Here is an 18,279-nt window from a genome sequence, read left to right as displayed (position 1 = left end):
GAGGCTTTTGCTATATAAATTTGAATTTAAATTTAAGCAATACACGACCCACAGGACTTTTCCTGAATGGCTTTTGACATATTACACACATTAAATTTCATGTTTCTTTTTTTGTTGTAACAAATATGCTAACTATTTCTGAATTTTCCAAATAAGTTTTAAAAAAAATACAAAGAAAAACGAACCCAAGATTCCGTTTTGTATTTATATAAGTAGATGAAAAGATTTATGAGCAAAAAAAAGTTAAGATTAATTTGCAATTCAAAATGGTTTCATACATTTGCACCCGAATACAAGAGGAAAAATTTGAACTGATTGCAACCTCTTCATAATGAAATCAATTCATTATGGATACTGAAAATTTTTCAGTAGAAAAAATGCTAAAGCAGAAACTCTTCTTTAGTCCTTTTCAGCAATTATTTTTTCTCGCTTAATTTTAAAATAATAATTATTATGGCCTATTTATTTACGTCAGAATCTGTAAGCGAAGGACATCCAGACAAAATTGCAGATCAAATTTCGGATGCATTAATTGATAATTTTTTGGCATTTGATGCTGACTCAAAAGTAGCTTGCGAAACTTTAGTAACTACTGGCCAGGTAATTTTGGCTGGTGAAGTAAAATCAAATACATATTTAGACGTGCAACAAATCGCTCGTGATGTAATCAAGAAAATTGGTTACACAAAAAGCGAATACATGTTTGAAGCTAATTCTTGTGGAATTCTTTCTGCTATTCACGAACAATCTGCTGACATCAATCAAGGTGTTGACAGAAAAAATCCAGAAGAGCAAGGCGCTGGTGACCAAGGAATGATGTTTGGTTATGCTACTAATGAAACGGAAAATTATATGCCATTGGCACTTGATTTATCTCATAAATTATTGCAGGAATTGGCTATTTTAAGACGTGAAAATAACGAAATTACGTATTTGCGTCCGGATGCTAAATCTCAAGTAACTTTAGAATACAGCGATGACAATAAGCCAACTCGTATTGATGCTATTGTAATCTCAACACAACATGATGATTTTGACGAAGAAGCTACAATGCTTGCAAAAATCAAAAAAGACATCGTTGAAATATTGATTCCAAGGATTATTGCAAAAAATCCAACACATGCACATTTATTCAATGATGCAATCCAATACCATATTAATCCAACCGGGAAATTCGTAATTGGAGGACCACACGGAGATACTGGATTGACAGGAAGAAAAATCATTGTGGATACCTACGGTGGAAAAGGTGCTCACGGTGGTGGTGCATTCTCTGGAAAAGACCCAAGTAAAGTAGACAGAAGTGCCGCTTATGCTACGCGTCATATCGCTAAAAACTTAGTTGCAGCGGGTGTTGCTGACGAGATTTTAGTACAGGTTTCTTACGCAATTGGGGTTGCTAAACCAATGGGTATTTTTATTGACACTTACGGAACATCAAAAGTGAATTTGACCAATGGTGAAATTGCCAAAAAAGTAGAAGCCATTTTTGATATGCGTCCGTACTTTATTGAGCAACGTTTAAAATTAAGAAACCCAATCTATAGCGAAACTGCTGCTTACGGGCACATGGGACGTACTCCAGAAACAGTTACTAAAACTTTTTCTGCTCCAGGTGGAAACGAAAAAACAGTTACTGTTGAATTGTTTACTTGGGAAAAACTAGATTTTGTTGACCAAGTTAAAACTGCTTTTGGATTGTAATCATCTAAAAAAATTATATCTAAAACCCGCAATTCAATTGGATTGCGGGTTTTTTTTTAGCCCTTCCCGAAGTCTCGGGAGGAAATAGAAATCCTTTGCTGAAGAAAGATTGAAATGTACAGCAGGAATAGCTCCTACAAGTTATACTTTAAAGAGAAAATTACATAGCGTGGCTGAACGGTATATTGCGAAGTTCTGGTGGCAAACTGGCTGAAATTATCATCATTTAATGAGGTTGTGTTCAACAAATTAGTTCCACTTACTTTATATTCTAACTTGCTGCCTTTCTTTTGATAAATCAAACTGGCGCTCAAGAAATCATATTCATTATTGACCGTTTTCGTGTTGTTATAATAATGATAAAACTCATATTCAGCAACGAAAGAGAAACTCTTTAAAAAGAAATAATCCAGTCTCGCAAAAGGTTTTTCGGTGTAAAAAGTAGTATTATTATAATCGTTGGTTACAATATTATATCCCAACTCTAAATTAGGCATATTCTTGTAATTTGTTGACGCTTTCAAGGTATAGCTTTGGGTAAAACTCTCGTTTGTTGATAACACATTATTCTGAATGTTATTGAATTTTGACCAATTCAAATTAGCTCCTAAAGATGCTTTGTAATTCTTTAAAAAAGAACGACCGTACGAACCATTTCCGGATAAAGTTTCATCGGCAAAATCAGAATTAAAAGGAGATGACGTTTGATTGACTCCGTTGAATACAGCACGGGTTTTTATAGCATCCACTCTTTTTGAATAACTTGCAAAAGCAGTAATATTCTCAAAATTAAACATGTTGTATTTAAAGTAGCGCAAGGAATGCACTTGTGCGGTAGCGTTTTCCAAAAGTCGGTTTCCTTTAGTCAAACTGTTGTAATTAGAGAAAACAAATCCTTCAGCAAGTTGATTTATGTCCGTAAAATTATTGGTATACGAAAAATTATAGGTTAATGTTTCCGCTTTTTTGATTTGATAAATAGCCAAGAAATCAGGTAATGCTCTGAAGAAATTTTGACTGTTACTGGTTCCTAATTGCTCATTTGTCATGTTGTAACTATGCAGACTTACTCCTGGTGTAAAGGTAAATTTGCCACTCAAAATCTTATAATGCAATCCTAAAAACGTATCATTGAAATTGTAATTTACATCATTTGTATTGGCAATATCATCTAAATTATTGACAGTTTCGTTATCCAATATCTGAAAAATACTGGAGTTGAAATTTTGATGGGAATACGTATTTCCTAACGTAACATTGATGTTGCTTTTTGGGGTAACCATGTAATAATAATCCAATTTAGCGTCAATCTTACTGGTTTTTACAAAACGACTTTGGTTGATGTTATTTCTGTTTTGCCCAGCAATATAATCGGCTAAATTAAACGGTTGCGATTGTAAATTAGCATTGTAAAAAGGATCTTCCTCTTGGTACAAATGTTGCATTTCGAAAGCAAAAATATTCTTGTCACTTTGCGTAAAATACAAACTCAGGTTTTGATTTACCGAAATCGGGTCTTGTTTTTTTAACGTATTAATGTTTTCTGTATTCGAATTACTGTTGACAACAGATTCTCTTAACAGTGAATTATTCTCGTCTTGCTTTGATAATTTGGTTAAAACATCGTAATCAAATTGAAACCTCGCACTGGGTTTATAACTGGAACTCAATTTGAATAATCCCAAATTATTTTTTTGATTTGCCGTTTCCTGACGATTCTCTGTAGAAAGAATTTCAGAAGAATTAGGCAGTAAAATATTCGTTTGTGACTTTGTTTCTAAATCTGTTTCAGAAGAAGAAAGAATCCCAAAACCGCTTAACGTCCACGCTTTATTTACACTGTATGAAAAATTTGTAGCTCCAAATTTAGTCTCAATTTCCTTGGCGCGATTATTCCTTAAAAGTGAAATTCCTAGATCATTCGAGGACACATTAAAACTGGAACCACCTTTTTGCATCATGCCTCTAAAACCACCCGTGAATTTAAAATAATCCTGAACTGTCAACGGCAATTCCCCAATATTATTGAAATTCGTGATTAAGTTGATGCTGTATTTTGGACTGTAATAAAACAACTTTGGGTTGATCAAATAGCGACTTTCCTCGTGTGCAACTCCTATTCCTGCGGTCATATCTCCAAACCAGAAATTTTTCTTTCCTGATTTAAGTTTGATATTCATCGCAACATTATCCTGATTGTTCTCCACTCCTTTTAGTGCGCCAATTTCGCTGTAGTTGCGCAACACTTGGATTTTATCAATGGCATCAGCTGGAATATTTTTGACCCCTAACTTCGTATCACCATCAAAAAAATCTTTTCCTTCCACCATTAATTTGGACACTTTTTTCCCTTCGACTTCAATTTCGCCATCAGCGTTGACCTCAACTCCGGGTAATTTTTTGAGAATATCTTCCAGTTTTCGTTCTGTTCCGGATTTAAAAGAATCCGCATTATAAACAATGGTATCTCCTTTTATCGAAACCGGCATTTCACGGACAATTTCGACTCCATCCAATTCGATTCCGCCTTCTTCAAGGGCAATATTTTTAATGCTATTTTCTGAAGTTGTGGTAATTTCCAACTCTTTATTCTGCATTCCCAAATAACTGATTTTTAAGCTATATGCAGTATTTGGTTTTAGATTAAGAAGAAATTTTCCTTTATCATTTGTTATGGCGTAAGAATCCATTGCTTTTGTGGCTTTATTTACTGCCATTACATTGGCCATTTCAAGTCCAACTGTTTTTGAATCGGTTATGAGGCCTTCTAATTTAACGGATTGCGCAAAGGAAATTGTTGAAAATAAAATTAGCAAAAGAAAACACTTTTTTTTCATTGATTGGTTTTATGGAATGGATAAAAAATACATTTTTTTAATGACTTGTTTGAAAAATGACATTTCCATCTTTGTCTTTCATACTGTCTAATTTTGCTTTTTCGATGGCATCAAATTCAGTCTGAGTAACTTTTTTACCAGTATTCGGAACTTTAATTTTAGCGACTTCTTTGTTACTCAAAGTTACTTTAGAACAAAGAATAATCACATCATCTTCATTGATTTCTAAAATCAATCCTGGTAAACCCCAGTAGTTCAGAGGACCAAGACTCACTGGTATTTCAGGAGCATACCATGCTGTTATTACTTTGTCTTTGGGTTCTTCCATAGGAAAAAGACTTATTTTCTTCTCTTGTTTTTTTAGAAAATCTTGATATTCCTGCTTTTGTTTTTCAGTAACAGGAACAGTAACTTCTGCTTTATAACAAGAATAATCACCAATTTTTTTGGTTTCATTTACTAATATCCAATTTAACTTTTCAAGCGTATCAACGATTAGAAATTCTTTACCAAAAATCTCATCCTCTACAACTTTTGATTTGTCCTTGAGGTTTATGTATTTTTTTCCAACGCCTGAAAAAGTAACCTTAATAGACATTGTCGCATTCCCAATCTCAGGTTTTTCTAATTCTTCCATTTGTTCATATAGCCCTTCTTGTTTATTAAAAATAAATAAGTATTTTTTTTCAGAAGATTTTTTTAAAGCTTCCTGAATCATCTTATCAAATTCAACATCTTTTTCAATCTTACTATCGGAGTTTTTAACTTTTTGCTTTATGATTGTTTTCGAAAAATACTCCGCTTTACCCTGGAATTCTTGTGCGCTTACACCAAGTACTGCCAATAAACAAAACAAAACAATTGTAGATTTTTTCATGATTTTTATTTAAACGTTTATTACCCTCCAATTCTCATTCGCATTCCGCCATTTCCGCCACGTCCTTGATTCATCTCTCTGAACTCTTCCATTTTTTTCAATACGGTTTCGTCAAATTCTTTCTGAGTAGTAACTTTTCCTTTCGTTGACGCTTTTATTTCGGTTTTAACTTTAGGATTCAAAACTACTTTCGAACATAAAATAACCGTTTTACCGTCATTTACTTCCAATATCAAACCTGGTAATCCCCAATAGTTCTCCGGCCCTTGATTCACTGGGATTTCCGGCGTATACCAAGCTGTAATTATAGTTTCTTTCGGCATGTCCAACTCATCCATAAGATTAGTTTTCTTAGTAGCATCCGCTGGTTTTGTTGTTGCGGCATCTTCTTTTTTGGGTCTGAAATTTCTAAAATCGGTTTTACTTGCAGGACGCACAGCAGTTGCCTTGAAGCAATTGTAACCACCAATAACACGGGTTTCACCTTCCATTTTCCATTTTAAATTAGGCAACGAATCTTTTACAAGAAACTCTTTTCCCATGAACTCTTTATCAACAGTATATGATTTCTCTTTTACGTTCTTATAATACGTTCCGCCACCTCCGGTCATAGACATCATCATTCTCATTCCGCCACCACCTTGACCAGGAGTATCTAATTTTTCTTCTTCTTTATATATCGATGCCGATTTATCAAAATTAAGAATAAACGTCTTTTCGAACATTTTCTTCATTCTTTCCTCTATCATTTTTTGCATATCCGGAGTCATCTCCTTATTGCCTTCCATTCGCGTTTTAAAATCGGAAGTACTCGTTTTCGATTCGTAAACTGCCATTCCTTGAAATTCCTGAGCGTGAAGTCCCATAAATGATGCGACTGCTAATACTAATGTGAAAATTACTTTATACATACTTTTGGATTTTAATAAATAAGACTGAAAAATACTATTTTTGTTACAAGTATTCTGTTAAAATAATAATAAGACAATCATAATTGTATATGGTTTAATCGTAATTTCGCTTTCATGAAGAAATTAGTATTTTTACTCTTTATCGCCTCTTTTTCAGTAGTATCGAGTCAGAACCAAAAATTGACTCCAACTAAAATTGACTTCATTCGTTTTGATGGAGATGCGTTTTTAGGATACGATTCGTTTGGTTTTTATTACACCATCAAAAACAATGTTTTTTCTAAAATCAGCAAACGAGATACTTTAGAATATAAAAATATTTCTTTGGGTAAAATCACTACAGTTGACTTGCAAAATCTACTTAAAATCGTATTGTTTTACGAAAATTTCAACAGTGTTATTGTATTGGACAATCAATTGAATGAAACTCAAAAAATCAATTTTTCAGACCATACGATTCCTATTGTAGCTTCAGCAATTGGAATAGCTTCTCAAAATCAATTGTGGGTTTACAATACTATGAATCAGCAACTGGGACTTTATGATTATTTAAGCAATAACTACAAAACCATTTCGGTTCCTTTTACAGAAAATATCAAAAATTATTCTTCGGATTTCAATGTCTTTCATTGGATTGATAATAAAAACAACTGGTACGTATGTGATATTTTTGGAAAAATAATAAGTAAGGGAATAATTCCTGATTATGATTCTGTTACTATTATTAACGAAAACCAGTTTCTCTATTCCAAGAACTCCATTTTGATTTTAGAAGATGTAGAAAAAGGTAAAAAAACTGAAATTGAAATTTCAGAAAAAACGTTTAAAAAATTCTGTTACAAGGACCAAATTTTATCTATTTTTACATCAGCAGGAATTACAAATTATAAAATCACAATACCGTAATGCACATAGCAATAGCAGGAAATATAGGTTCCGGAAAAACAACTTTAACTCGATTATTAGCGAAACATTTTAAGTGGGAACCGCATTTTGAAGATGTAGTTGACAATCCATACTTGGATGATTTTTACCATCAAATGGAACGTTGGTCATTTAATTTACAAATTTATTTCTTGAATAGCCGTTTCCGTCAGGTGATGCAAATTCGAGAAAGCGGTAAAAAAATCATTCAGGACCGAACTATTTATGAAGATGCTCATATTTTTGCTCCTAACCTTTATGCAATGGGCTTGATGACCAATCGCGATTTCCAGAATTATTCTTCTCTTTTTGAATTAATGGAATCTACGGTTAAAGCACCTGATTTATTGATCTATTTAAGAAGTTCTATCCCTAATTTAGTGGGACAAATACACAAACGTGGTCGTGAATACGAAAACTCAATTTCTATTGACTATTTGAGTCGCTTGAACGAACGTTATGAAGGTTGGATTCAAACCTACGACAAAGGAAAATTATTAATTATTGACGTTGACAACATAAATTTTGTTGACAATCCTGAAGATTTAGGAAATATTTTTAACCGTATCGATGCCGAATTGAACGGATTATTCTAAAACCATTCCATCCTACAAACAAAAATGCCTCACAATTGCGAGGCATTTTTTATTTTTATATCTTTATGTATCAATTTGTTAGCTTAAATAAAAGTCAAGCTAATTTACTTTTACCGCCCTTAGTTTACCACACAAGACATTAATCAACTGTTTTTTCTGATTATTAATTAAAATCTAAAAATCATGAAATGCAAAAGTTTAAAAACCAAAACCGTTTGTTTTTTATTAGTTATAGCGCTTATTTTTCAAAGTTGTGGTGTTTATAAAAAAACGCCGGTAACTTTAGAGCAAGCTGTAACTGCTGACAGTAAAGTTTTAGTAGTAAATGCAGACAATAAAATATTCAAATTTATCAGAATTGAACAAATTGACGGAATATACTATGGATACTTAAAAACCAAAGGTAAAATTGAAAAAATACCGCTTACCGAGAGCGATTTGAAAACCATACGTGTTCTTAATAAAACAGCGACAAACATAGGGAATATTGCAATTGTCGTTGGCTCTCTGGGAGTTGTTTTTTTAGTTATCGCAGCTATTGAACTTTCTAGTTGGTATGATGATTGGGGAGATTGGGACTATTAAATATTTAGAAAGGTCTCAAGTATGTAAAATTAAAAATGCCCCGCAATCGCGAGGCATTTAGTATTTATAGTTTTTAGCTGATTATTTTAAAGAGTCTATTTGAGTTTGCACTTCTTCGTCAGTTCCTTCAAATTTTTGAATAGTAACTTTCCCGTTGATACTTGTTTTAATAGTAGCTTTTACTTTTCCATCAACATTTGTTTTTTCGATAGAAACTTCTTTAGAAACCATTTCGGTTGCTACTCCGGAAGCACTCATAAATTTACAAGTTTTGCTGTCACATCCTTTTGCAAGACATTCTTCTTTAGACATTGAAGCACACATTTCAGTCGAAGCGCAACACGCTGCTTTATCAGAAATTGTATGACTTCCATTTCCTAAAATTGGGGCAATCACCAAACCTATCAAACACGTCAATTTAATCAAAATATTCATTGATGGTCCAGATGTATCTTTGAACGGATCACCAACAGTATCTCCGGTAACGGCCGCTTTGTGCGCATCAGAACCTTTATAGGTCATTTCACCATTAATCATAACTCCTGCTTCAAAAGATTTTTTGGCATTGTCCCAAGCACCACCGGCATTGTTTTGAAAAACAGCCCAAAGTACACCGGAAACGGTAACTCCAGCCATGTAACCTCCAAGCATTTCTGCAATTAATTGGTTGTTATCCGCATAAACTAATTTCCCTAGTAAAACAATCGCAATTGGGAAACCAATAGTCAAAATTCCCGGTAACATCATTTCGCGCAAAGCGGCTTTAGTAGAAATATCGACACATTTAGCATATTCCGGTTTTCCGGTTCCTTCCATAATTCCTGGAATTTCCCTGAACTGACGACGCACTTCATACACCATATCCATAGCAGCTTTTCCAACAGAATTCATTGCCAAAGCAGAGAAAACTACCGGTATCATTCCGCCCACAAATAACATGGCTAAAACAGGCGCTTTGAAAATATTGATTCCGTCAATTCCCGTAAACGTTACATAAGCAGCGAATAAAGCTAGTGACGTTAATGCCGCCGAAGCAATTGCAAATCCTTTCCCGGTTGCTGCAGTTGTATTTCCTACTGAATCCAAAATATCGGTTCTGGTACGTACTTCTTTTGGCAATTCGCTCATTTCAGCAATTCCACCAGCATTATCCGATATTGGTCCGAAAGCGTCAATTGCTAATTGCATTGCTGTTGTTGCCATCATCGCCGAAGCAGCCAAAGCCACGCCATAGAATCCTGCAAAAGCATATGATGTCCAAATCGCAGCTGCAAATAATAGAACGGTTGGAAATGTAGAAATCATTCCTGTTGCCAGTCCTGCAATTACATTTGTTCCTGCTCCAGTTGACGATTTTTGTACAATTGCCATAACTGGTTTTGTCCCCAATCCTGTGTAATATTCCGTAACAGATGAGATAACTGCTCCAACCACTAATCCGACGATTGTAGCATAGAAAACGCGCATTGACGAAATTTCTTTAGTCCCTTCTCCGAAAAAATCCATTTTCATGGTTTCTGGCAACATATATTGTACTAAAAAGAAACAAGCAATAGCTGTTAAAATAATTGAAACCCAGTTTCCTATATTCAATGCTTTTTGAACTTGTGCTTCTTTGGCATTATCATCTGTAATTTTTACTAACATCGTTCCGATAATAGAAAATAAAATTCCAAAACCAGCGATTGCCATTGGTAATAAAATAGGTCCTATTCCGCCAAAAGCATCTTGAATATTTCCGCCCATGTCTTTGATTACATAATTCCCAAGAACCATAGCCGCTAAAACTGTCGCAACATAAGAACCAAATAAATCGGCACCCATTCCGGCAACATCTCCCACATTATCCCCTACGTTATCTGCAATTGTAGCCGGATTACGAGGATCATCTTCGGGGATTCCAGCTTCTACTTTACCTACTAAATCAGCACCAACATCGGCAGCTTTGGTATAAATTCCACCACCAACTCTGGCAAACAAAGCGATAGATTCTGCTCCAAGAGAAAATCCGGCCAATGTTTCCAAAACAATAGTCATATCTTCAGTAGAAGTCCAAATTCCATTCATAAAAAAGTGAAAGAAGAAAATAAAGAAAGTGGTCAACCCTAAAACGGCTAAGCCTGCAACTCCTAATCCCATTACGGTTCCACCGCCAAAAGAAACTTTTAATGCTTGTGGTAAACTTGTACGGGCAGCCTGCGTGGTTCTAACATTTGTTTTTGTTGCTATTTTCATTCCCATATTCCCCGCTAAAGCAGAGAAGAAAGCTCCAAAAATAAAAGCAACTACTATTAATATATGTGTAGTAGGAACGATAAATGAAATTCCGGCCAAAACAACACTTGCTCCAATTACAAAGAAAGTCAATAACCTATATTCTGCTTTAAGAAAAGCCAAGGCTCCTTCGTAAATGTAATCTGAAATCTCTTTCATCTTACCGTCACCCGGATCTTGTTTTAAAACCCATGCTCGTTTTGTAAACATAAATGCCAGTCCAATAAATGCCATGGCTATTGGCAAATAAATCATTATTGTATTCATAATTTTGGTTTGGTTTTTGGTTAATATTAATACTGTAACAAAACGAAAATAAACAAAAAAGCAATACTCTTAACAGAGTATTGCTTTTTTTATAAAAATTATGGTAATTATTTATTTAATACTGAATAATCCTTCTGGTTTATTCTCAATTTGATTAAAACGCTCCGTACATTCTTTAATAATCGCGTACGCTTCGTTTACATCTCCCCAACCTTCAACATCAACTTGTTTGTTTTCAAGATCTTTGTACACTTGAAAGAAATGTTCAATCTCTTTTAATAAGTGTGGATTAATATCTGAAAGGTTTTCCAATGAATTCCAGATTGGATCTGAAACTGGTACACAGATTACTTTTTCATCTGGTCCTTTATCATCTGCCATGTGGAAAACACCGATAGGTTTTACTTCCATTACACATCCAGGAAAAGTTGGTTCGTTTACTAAAACCAAAACATCTAATGGATCTCCGTCCAATGCTAATGTCTCAGGAATAAATCCGTAATCAGCCGGGTACATCATCGAAGAGAATAACATTCTATCAAAACGCATTCTTTTTATTTCGAAATCATATTCGTATTTATTTCTACTTCCTCTTGGTATTTCGATTAAGACATCGAAAGTTGTTAATTTGTCTGCAGTCATTTTAGTTTTTCTTTTCTATATTTATGGGTGCAAAAGTAAGGAAAGTATCCCTTTTTACAATAAAAAATTTATGTTATCTCTTGATTAAATTTTAACAGTGAGTACTTTAGTAAACCACTTTCCTATTTCGTTTCTTTAAATAATGATGCCACAAAAGATAGGTTGCATAAGAACGATACGGACTCCATTGTATTGCATGAATTTCCATGGCATCTTTATCATGAATATCAAGTAATTCCTTTATGGTATTTACGACCGCAATATCTCCTAAAGGCAATAAATCCGGAGATTGCAGACAAAACATTAAGTAAATATCGATGGTCCAGTTTCCTATTCCTTTGATTTTGATAAGTTCTTCACGTACTTGCTGAGCCGTTTTGGCTGGCAAACTTTCTAAATCTAGCTCTTTATTCAATATAGCTGTTGCCAAAGCTTTTATATACGATGTTTTTTGTCGGCTTACGCCAAGATTCCTAAATTCCTCGTCCGATATGTGAAGAAGAATTTCCGGTGCTATGGCTTTTTGACTGGCTTTTATTTTTAAAAAAGTAGCTTTGGCGGAATCTATAGATACTTGTTGTTCCAAAATTAACAATACCAAAGTCTCAAAACCTTGCGGTCTTTTGGGAATAGTTGGCATTCCGTATTGTTCAATAATTGACTTAAAAATGGTGTCTTTTTCTAAAAGGTAGTCGATGGCTTCTTGCATAGTCTGATGCTTTTTTAGCCCAGATGGAAACGACATCCTTTTTATAAGGCGATTTTTCTTCGCCTTATAAAAAGATATAGTGTACAGCTGGAATAGCTCCTAAAAATTAAACCCGAACGATCCTTTTACAGTAAAACGATTCGTATCCGGCGTGTTGAGATAATTGCCTCGCCAAGCGAAATCGATGCGAAATACTTTGAAGATATTCCCAATTCCGGCGCTATATTCCCAATACACTTTTTCAGGTGCATTGTATATTAAACCCGAAGCATTAATCGCTCTGTTTTCATCAGAAATGGTTCCATAAACCCCTTTTACGGATACAATTTCTCTCCAATTGAGTTTACGCATAAACGGAATTCTGGAAAAAATTCGACCATTGAAATTGTGATTCCACTGCAAAGTAGCATACTGGTCTGACACAAATTCATAGAAATTTAGGTTGCTGAATGTGTTTTCTATGGTGAAATAAGTTTGATTTCCGGGAATAACACTCAGTAATCCTAACGGCACTTTCCCGAAGGTTTTCCCCACTTCCATAATAATATTGGTTCTTCCTAAAGGTCCTATAATTATGGGTTGTTTGTAATACAATTGTAATTTATCATATTTGAAATCACTGTTTAAAAGCCCTTTGAATCCATGACTGTAATTCACAAAAAAGCGACTGAACGGACTGTCAACATTGCTTCTTTCAACTCCAAAACCGATGGTTTTTCTCTTTGGCGAATATTCAACCTGGAAATTAACTTCGGATTGTTTTACTTCGCTTTCTGTAATCGAATTTGCTATATCCGTATAATAATCTAAGCTAAACGTAGTAGAAGCGGACTCTAGTGTACGATACGAAAATCCCGTTTGAAACGTTAAATTTTTAATGGGTTCTATTTCTATCGCAACGTTAGTCAAATTGATGTTAGTCAATTTCCCGTTGCTACCAGACGAAAATACGGAGGACGAAGCAAAACTTCTGCCCAAAACATCGTTTGTGGTGGTTAAACTGGCGCCTATTTGTTCAATGTCGCGCCTATTTCCTCCGGACAAAATGATTCGGTTTTTCTTGTCGATCATCCATTTCCCCGAAAGTCCATATTTGAATTTATCATCATCAAATCCATACGCTGTGTAGGCTTGAATACGCCAAGGATCGTTAGGTCCAAAATAAGTTCTTCCTCCTACTCGCAATCGCACTCCTTCAACTTCATTGTATCCAAATGTGGAAAAAACAGGACCGTAATCGAAGTTTTTAAATTCTACATAACCGCTTCCAAGTATCGAAACCAAACTATACAATCGCTTAAACTTATCTACGGTTTGCAACGTGTCGAGCATTTTATAAACGCCCAATTCATCCTTGCTTAGGTTTTCAAAACGGTTTTCATTCCAGTATTCATCAGATTTATTGTAGACTTCGTCATCCATATAATTGACCTCATCTTTATAAAAAGCTACTGGTTGCTCCTTATTAAATTGATGATTTCTATAAAAACTGGTTCGTTTCCCGTAAACTCCTTTAGAATTTTCTTTTTTGTTTAAAGCAAAGTCAGACATTAGATAATCCTTAGTCAATAAGAAAACAGAATCACTGACCACTTCAAATTCTTGTTCTAAATAAATATCTTTTACCCAGTTAATATTGGCGCTTTTGGTAACTGCCATATTGATTTTCTTTATGGCAAATGTCGAATCATTCACCCAAAAATCCCCTTTGAAAGTCAATTCATTTTTACGCCTTGGATAGAAAACAATATTATAACACCACTTATTGTCAATATATGCACTGTCTTTCAATACATAATTATAGACATCAATTCCTGTTTTAGACAATGGGCTGGTAAAGCTTTTGTCAAAAAAAGTCAAGTAATTGTTGTAAATATTATAATCTGAATACAAGTCTTTCACAAAGGATAAAATCTGTTGATTCCCATTAAACCCGGACGTTTTATTGGCCTTTATTTTCTCTTTTACTTTCTTTAATTTATTATCTCCATAAACATCATTGAGCGATTCATTTATAAAAATAGGCAAATAGGTTTTCCCGGTTACTCTGGAAGTGTCCATTTGATTAAAAATAAACTCCATCCCTTTAAAAAGTTTGTTTTTCATAAAAGCACTATCAATAGAATTCATGTCAAATTCTATTTTTTCATACTTTTCCATCTGGTATTGGTCAAACTGATACAATCCGTTTTTACGTTTTCTTTCCCAAATTTTTCTAAGAATATCTAGCGCAGGATTATTTTTTTTGGACGTTTTTCCGGCAAAAACAACAACTTCGCTCAAACTTTCGGCTTCACTTAGCTGAATTTTGAAATTGTAATTTACAAGTTTGTCTAAAACAATTTCCTTCTCAGAAAAACCTACTGAAGATATCAGCAAAATGGAATATGATTTTTGGGATTCAAGGTAAAACTTCCCATCTTCATTAGTCACAATCCCTTCACTGGAGCCTTTAAAAACCACATTTGCAAAAGGTATAGGCTGATTTGATTTGTCTACCACAATACCGCTCACTTTAGTTTGTGCAAAAACTGCGCTTGCAGAAACCAATAGAAAAAACAAGAGAAATAAGAGATTCTTTTTCATAATCATTCAAAAAAAAAACTTCATCAAATAAATAATTGATGAAGTTTCAAATATAGGTATTTAGACATCTAGATTATTTGAAATTTAGACCGTCGACTGTTAAAGTTTATCTAAAAATCAAATTCTAAAAAAATCTATTTTTTATACATTACTTTTTTAACCGCTTTTACCACATCACCTGCATTTGGCAACCATTCTTTCAGTAATACTGGAGAGTAAGGCGCTGGAGTATCTGCAGTTGTGATACGTTGAATAGGCGCATCCAAGAAATCAAAAGCGCGTTCTTGAACAATATAGGTAATTTCAGAAGCAACACTTGCAAAAGGCCAAGCTTCTTCAAGAACCACTAATCTGTTTGTTTTTTTAACCGATGTTAAAATCGTCTCATAATCCATAGGACGTACGGTTCTCAAATCGATAATTTCACATGAAATTCCTTCTTTGGCTAATTCGTCAGCAGCAATATGGGCTTCTTTGATGATTTTTCCAAAAGAAACGATAGTCACATCAGTACCTTCACGTTTGATATCAGCAACTCCAAGTGGAATAGTGTATTCACCATCTGGCACTTCTCCTTTATCACCATACATTTGTTCTGATTCCATGAAAATCACAGGATCATTATCACGAATAGCCGCTTTCAACAATCCTTTTGCATCATAAACAGTAGATGGAACTACCACTTTAAGACCCGGAGTATTCGCAAACCAGTTTTCTAATGCTTGTGAGTGAGTCGCTCCTAATTGTCCTGCCGAAGCTGTTGGGCCACGAAAAACGATAGGCACATTAAATTGTCCACCGGTCATCTGACGCATTTTGGCAGCATTGTTTATAATCTGGTCAATCCCTACTAAACAGAAATTGAAAGTCATGTATTCTACAATCGGTCTACATCCGTTCATTGCTGATCCTACTGCAATACCAGTAAAACCAAGTTCAGCAATAGGAGTATCAATTACTCTTTTCTCACCAAATTCAGCAAGCATTCCTTTAGATGCTTTGTACGCACCATTGTATTCTGCAACTTCTTCACCCATTAAGTATATGGACTCATCGTGACGCATTTCTTCACTCATCGCTTCGCAAATGGCCTCTCTAAATTGTATCGTTCTCATATTATATGTTGTATGTGTCTAATTTTCGAAAAGCAAAAATAAATATTTTATATCACTTAAAAGCATAAATTACTTTAAATTAATCATGATTTATAGTGATAATTTTCAGGAGCTATTTCCGGCTATCCGCTGTATCTTCCTGTGGCTAAAGGAGCCACAGGAAGGATGCCGCTCCTATCCGGGCTACGAAATCGTAATAGTATTGAAAAATATTATGCATGCATAGTATATTATTCGAATTATTATTTTAAATTTGTCAAAGCTTTTTAGAAAAATCAAAATATATACTTATGAAAATATTAGTTTGCATCAGTCACGTTCCTGATACTACTTCAAAAATTAACTTTGTCAACGGTGATTCTGAATTTGACACCAATGGAGTACAATATGTAATCAATCCAAATGACGAATTTGGTTTAACGCGTGCTATTTGGTTTCAAGAGCAACAAGGCGCAACTGTAACTGTTGTAAATGTTGGAGGACCAGAAACCGAACCAACTTTAAGAAAAGCATTAGCAATAGGCGCTAACGAAGCCATTCGTGTAAACGCAAATCCTACTGACGGATTTTTCGTTGCCAAACAACTTGCTGAAGTAATTAAAAACGGAAGTTACGATGTAATTATCGCTGGAAAAGAATCTTTAGACTATAATGGCGGAATGGTTCCTGGAATGATCGCCGGAATTTTAGGATACAACTTCCTAAACTCTTGTACAAACCTTACTGTTGACGGAACAAATGTAAAAGCTGTTCGTGAAATTGACGGAGGAAAAGAAACCGTTGCTACTACTTTACCATTAATCATTGGTGGACAAAAAGGATTGGTTGAAGAAAAAGACTTACGCATTCCAAACATGAGAGGAATTATGACAGCAAGAACCAAAGCCTTGACAATTCTGGAGCCTGTGGATGCAACTGTAAACACAAAAGCAGTGAAATTTGAAAAACCAGCTCCTAAATCAGCAGTGAAATTAATTTCTCCTGACAATTTAGATGAATTAATCAATTTATTACACAACGAAGCGAAAGTGATTTAATGTTTTGATTGCTGATTGAAGATTTACGATTTTTGATTGCTGTCCCGAAGTTTCGGGAGCATAAAAATCGAGAATCATTAGTCTAATTTCTAAAATCAAAATTCTAAAATCGTTAATCTAAAATCTAAAATTATTATGTCAATATTAATATATGCGGAATACGCAGAAGGAAAATTTAAAAAAGTAGCATTCGAATTAGCTTCTTACGCAAAAAAAGTAGCAGAAACTTTAGGAACTACCGTTACGGCTGTAACAGTAAATGCAGGAGATGTTTCAGAATTATCAAAATACGGAGTAGACAAAGTATTGAAAGTAAACAACGATAAATTATCCGGATTTACAGCAAAAGCATACGCCGATGTTATCAAACAAGCTGCTCAAAAAGAAAACGTAAAATTAGTTTTACTTTCATCAACTACAGATAGTATTTATCTTTCGTCACTTGTTGCAGTAGCTTTAGAAGCTGGTTATGCGTCAAATGTTGTAGGATTACCAGTTTCAACTTCGCCTTTTCAAGTAAAAAGAAATGCTTTTTCAAACAAAGCTTTTAACATCACTGAAATTGCAACAGACGTAAAAGTTCTTGGCCTTGCTAAAAACTCTTATGGTGTTTTTGAAAATGCATCTACATTAACTCAAGAAGATTTTAACCCAACTATTGGAGACAATGATTTTGGTGTAAAAGTAGAATCAGTAGAGAAAGGTTCTGGAAAAGTTTCCATTGCTGATGCTGATATTGTAGTTTCTGCTGGTCGTGGATTAAAAGGTCCTGAAAACTGGGGAATGGTAGAGGAATTAGCTACAGTTCTTGGAGCTGCAACTGCTTGTTCAAAACCAGTTTCTGACTTAGGATGGAGACCTCACGGAGAACACGTAGGACAAACTGGAAAACCGGTGGCTACTAACTTATATATAGCGATTGGAATTTCGGGAGCAATACAACATATTGCGGGAATCAACTCTTCTAAAGTTAAAGTTGTAATCAACAGCGATCCAGAAGCACCATTTTTCAAAGTAGCTGACTACGGAGTTGTTGGAGATGCTTTTGAAATTGTTCCTAAATTAATTGAGAAATTTAAAGCTTTCAAAGCTCAGAATTCCTAAACAACAGGAAATCATTAAATCGATTTAAATGCTACTTAAAAACAAGATATTTGTATCTTTGCTTTTAAGTAGCATTTTTTTTAACAAAAAATGAAACTTGATTTTCATCAA

The 18,279-nt window shown here is 34.4% G+C and carries 14 protein-coding genes; 6 read left to right on the top strand and 8 right to left on the bottom strand.

From position 1 onward, the window contains the following. Positions 1-453: 453 nt before the first annotated feature. Positions 454-1,704 (top strand): methionine adenosyltransferase, encoded by a 1,251-nt coding sequence (metK, locus tag C8C87_RS01465; RefSeq protein ID WP_121340876.1) that lies wholly within the window; start codon positions 454-456, stop codon positions 1,702-1,704. A gap of 134 nt (positions 1,705-1,838) precedes the next feature. Here the strand turns inward: metK and C8C87_RS01460 are convergent, their stop codons facing one another. From C8C87_RS01460 to C8C87_RS01450, 3 genes are read right to left on the bottom strand one after another with little or no spacing between them, the layout of a single operon-like run. Beyond that, positions 1,839-4,541 carry a carboxypeptidase-like regulatory domain-containing protein gene (locus tag C8C87_RS01460; RefSeq protein WP_121340875.1) on the bottom strand — a complete coding sequence of 901 codons (2,703 nt, stop codon included), beginning with the start codon at positions 4,539-4,541 and terminating at the stop codon, positions 1,839-1,841. 37 nt (positions 4,542-4,578) lie between these two features. Next, positions 4,579-5,418 carry a GLPGLI family protein gene (locus C8C87_RS01455; protein WP_121340874.1) on the bottom strand — a complete coding sequence of 280 codons (840 nt, stop codon included), beginning with the start codon at positions 5,416-5,418 and terminating at the stop codon, positions 4,579-4,581. A 20-nt stretch (positions 5,419-5,438) separates the two neighbouring features. Continuing rightward, positions 5,439-6,329 carry a GLPGLI family protein gene (locus C8C87_RS01450; RefSeq protein ID WP_121340873.1) on the bottom strand — a complete coding sequence of 297 codons (891 nt, stop codon included), beginning with the start codon at positions 6,327-6,329 and terminating at the stop codon, positions 5,439-5,441. A 114-nt stretch (positions 6,330-6,443) separates the two neighbouring features. Between C8C87_RS01450 and C8C87_RS01445 the strand changes: the two genes are divergently transcribed. The 3 genes from C8C87_RS01445 to C8C87_RS01435 all read left to right on the top strand — a co-directional run bounded on the left by C8C87_RS01445 (position 6,444) and on the right by C8C87_RS01435 (position 8,434). Beyond that, the gene (locus C8C87_RS01445; RefSeq protein WP_121340872.1) at positions 6,444-7,235 is read left to right on the top strand and encodes a hypothetical protein; all 792 of its coding nucleotides are present in this window, start codon (positions 6,444-6,446) and stop codon (positions 7,233-7,235) included. Further along, on the top strand, positions 7,235-7,849 hold the full coding sequence (locus tag C8C87_RS01440; protein WP_099713600.1) for a deoxynucleoside kinase: 615 nt from the start codon (positions 7,235-7,237) through the stop codon (positions 7,847-7,849). The genes C8C87_RS01445 and C8C87_RS01440 overlap by 1 nt, the downstream gene beginning before the upstream one ends. A gap of 183 nt (positions 7,850-8,032) precedes the next feature. After that, positions 8,033-8,434: a hypothetical protein gene (locus C8C87_RS01435; protein ID WP_121340871.1), complete on the top strand. Its 402-nt coding sequence runs from the start codon at positions 8,033-8,035 to the stop codon at positions 8,432-8,434. Positions 8,435-8,515: 81 nt separating this feature from the next. Here C8C87_RS01435 and C8C87_RS01430 read toward each other — a convergent pair whose 3' ends face one another. The 5 genes from C8C87_RS01430 to C8C87_RS01410 form a co-directional block, all read right to left on the bottom strand. After that, positions 8,516-10,975: a sodium-translocating pyrophosphatase gene (locus C8C87_RS01430; protein WP_121340870.1), complete on the bottom strand. Its 2,460-nt coding sequence runs from the start codon at positions 10,973-10,975 to the stop codon at positions 8,516-8,518. 111 nt (positions 10,976-11,086) lie between these two features. Further along, positions 11,087-11,617 carry an inorganic diphosphatase gene (locus C8C87_RS01425; protein ID WP_099713603.1) on the bottom strand — a complete coding sequence of 177 codons (531 nt, stop codon included), beginning with the start codon at positions 11,615-11,617 and terminating at the stop codon, positions 11,087-11,089. 106 nt (positions 11,618-11,723) lie between these two features. Beyond that, a complete protein-coding gene (locus tag C8C87_RS01420) occupies positions 11,724-12,326 on the bottom strand; it encodes a DNA-3-methyladenine glycosylase (protein WP_121343255.1) in 603 nt (200 codons plus the stop codon). 99 nt (positions 12,327-12,425) lie between these two features. Next, positions 12,426-14,912 carry a DUF5686 and carboxypeptidase-like regulatory domain-containing protein gene (locus C8C87_RS01415; protein WP_121340869.1) on the bottom strand — a complete coding sequence of 829 codons (2,487 nt, stop codon included), beginning with the start codon at positions 14,910-14,912 and terminating at the stop codon, positions 12,426-12,428. A 134-nt stretch (positions 14,913-15,046) separates the two neighbouring features. After that, positions 15,047-16,027, bottom strand: a complete 981-nt coding sequence (locus C8C87_RS01410) for a pyruvate dehydrogenase complex E1 component subunit beta (protein WP_091204253.1) — start codon at positions 16,025-16,027, stop codon at positions 15,047-15,049. A gap of 290 nt (positions 16,028-16,317) precedes the next feature. Here C8C87_RS01410 and C8C87_RS01405 point away from each other — a divergent pair, with 290 nt between their 5' ends. Together C8C87_RS01405 and C8C87_RS01400 are read left to right on the top strand one after the other, a co-directional pair. Then, on the top strand, positions 16,318-17,064 hold the full coding sequence (locus C8C87_RS01405) for an electron transfer flavoprotein subunit beta/FixA family protein (protein WP_121340868.1): 747 nt from the start codon (positions 16,318-16,320) through the stop codon (positions 17,062-17,064). Positions 17,065-17,199: 135 nt separating this feature from the next. Beyond that, positions 17,200-18,168, top strand: coding sequence for an electron transfer flavoprotein subunit alpha/FixB family protein (locus tag C8C87_RS01400; RefSeq protein WP_099713606.1), 969 nt, complete (start codon positions 17,200-17,202; stop codon positions 18,166-18,168). The last annotated feature ends 111 nt before the right edge of the window (positions 18,169-18,279 follow it).

This window comes from Flavobacterium sp. 120, from assembly GCF_003633605.1.
Lineage (GTDB): Bacteria > Bacteroidota > Bacteroidia > Flavobacteriales > Flavobacteriaceae > Flavobacterium > Flavobacterium algoritolerans.
This window is presented reverse-complemented; position numbering and strand designations above follow the sequence as displayed.

Coding starts and splice junctions, on each gene's coding strand:
- metK (WP_121340876.1), top strand. CDS start 454: ATGGCCTATTTATTTACGTCAGAATCTGTAAGCGAAGGACATCCAGAC.
- C8C87_RS01460 (WP_121340875.1), bottom strand. CDS start 4,541: ATGAAAAAAAAGTGTTTTCTTTTGCTAATTTTATTTTCAACAATTTCC.
- C8C87_RS01455 (WP_121340874.1), bottom strand. CDS start 5,418: ATGAAAAAATCTACAATTGTTTTGTTTTGTTTATTGGCAGTACTTGGT.
- C8C87_RS01450 (WP_121340873.1), bottom strand. CDS start 6,329: ATGTATAAAGTAATTTTCACATTAGTATTAGCAGTCGCATCATTTATG.
- C8C87_RS01445 (WP_121340872.1), top strand. CDS start 6,444: ATGAAGAAATTAGTATTTTTACTCTTTATCGCCTCTTTTTCAGTAGTA.
- C8C87_RS01440 (WP_099713600.1), top strand. CDS start 7,235: ATGCACATAGCAATAGCAGGAAATATAGGTTCCGGAAAAACAACTTTA.
- C8C87_RS01435 (WP_121340871.1), top strand. CDS start 8,033: ATGAAATGCAAAAGTTTAAAAACCAAAACCGTTTGTTTTTTATTAGTT.
- C8C87_RS01430 (WP_121340870.1), bottom strand. CDS start 10,975: ATGAATACAATAATGATTTATTTGCCAATAGCCATGGCATTTATTGGA.
- C8C87_RS01425 (WP_099713603.1), bottom strand. CDS start 11,617: ATGACTGCAGACAAATTAACAACTTTCGATGTCTTAATCGAAATACCA.
- C8C87_RS01420 (WP_121343255.1), bottom strand. CDS start 12,326: ATGCAAGAAGCCATCGACTACCTTTTAGAAAAAGACACCATTTTTAAG.
- C8C87_RS01415 (WP_121340869.1), bottom strand. CDS start 14,912: ATGAAAAAGAATCTCTTATTTCTCTTGTTTTTTCTATTGGTTTCTGCA.
- C8C87_RS01410 (WP_091204253.1), bottom strand. CDS start 16,027: ATGAGAACGATACAATTTAGAGAGGCCATTTGCGAAGCGATGAGTGAA.
- C8C87_RS01405 (WP_121340868.1), top strand. CDS start 16,318: ATGAAAATATTAGTTTGCATCAGTCACGTTCCTGATACTACTTCAAAA.
- C8C87_RS01400 (WP_099713606.1), top strand. CDS start 17,200: ATGTCAATATTAATATATGCGGAATACGCAGAAGGAAAATTTAAAAAA.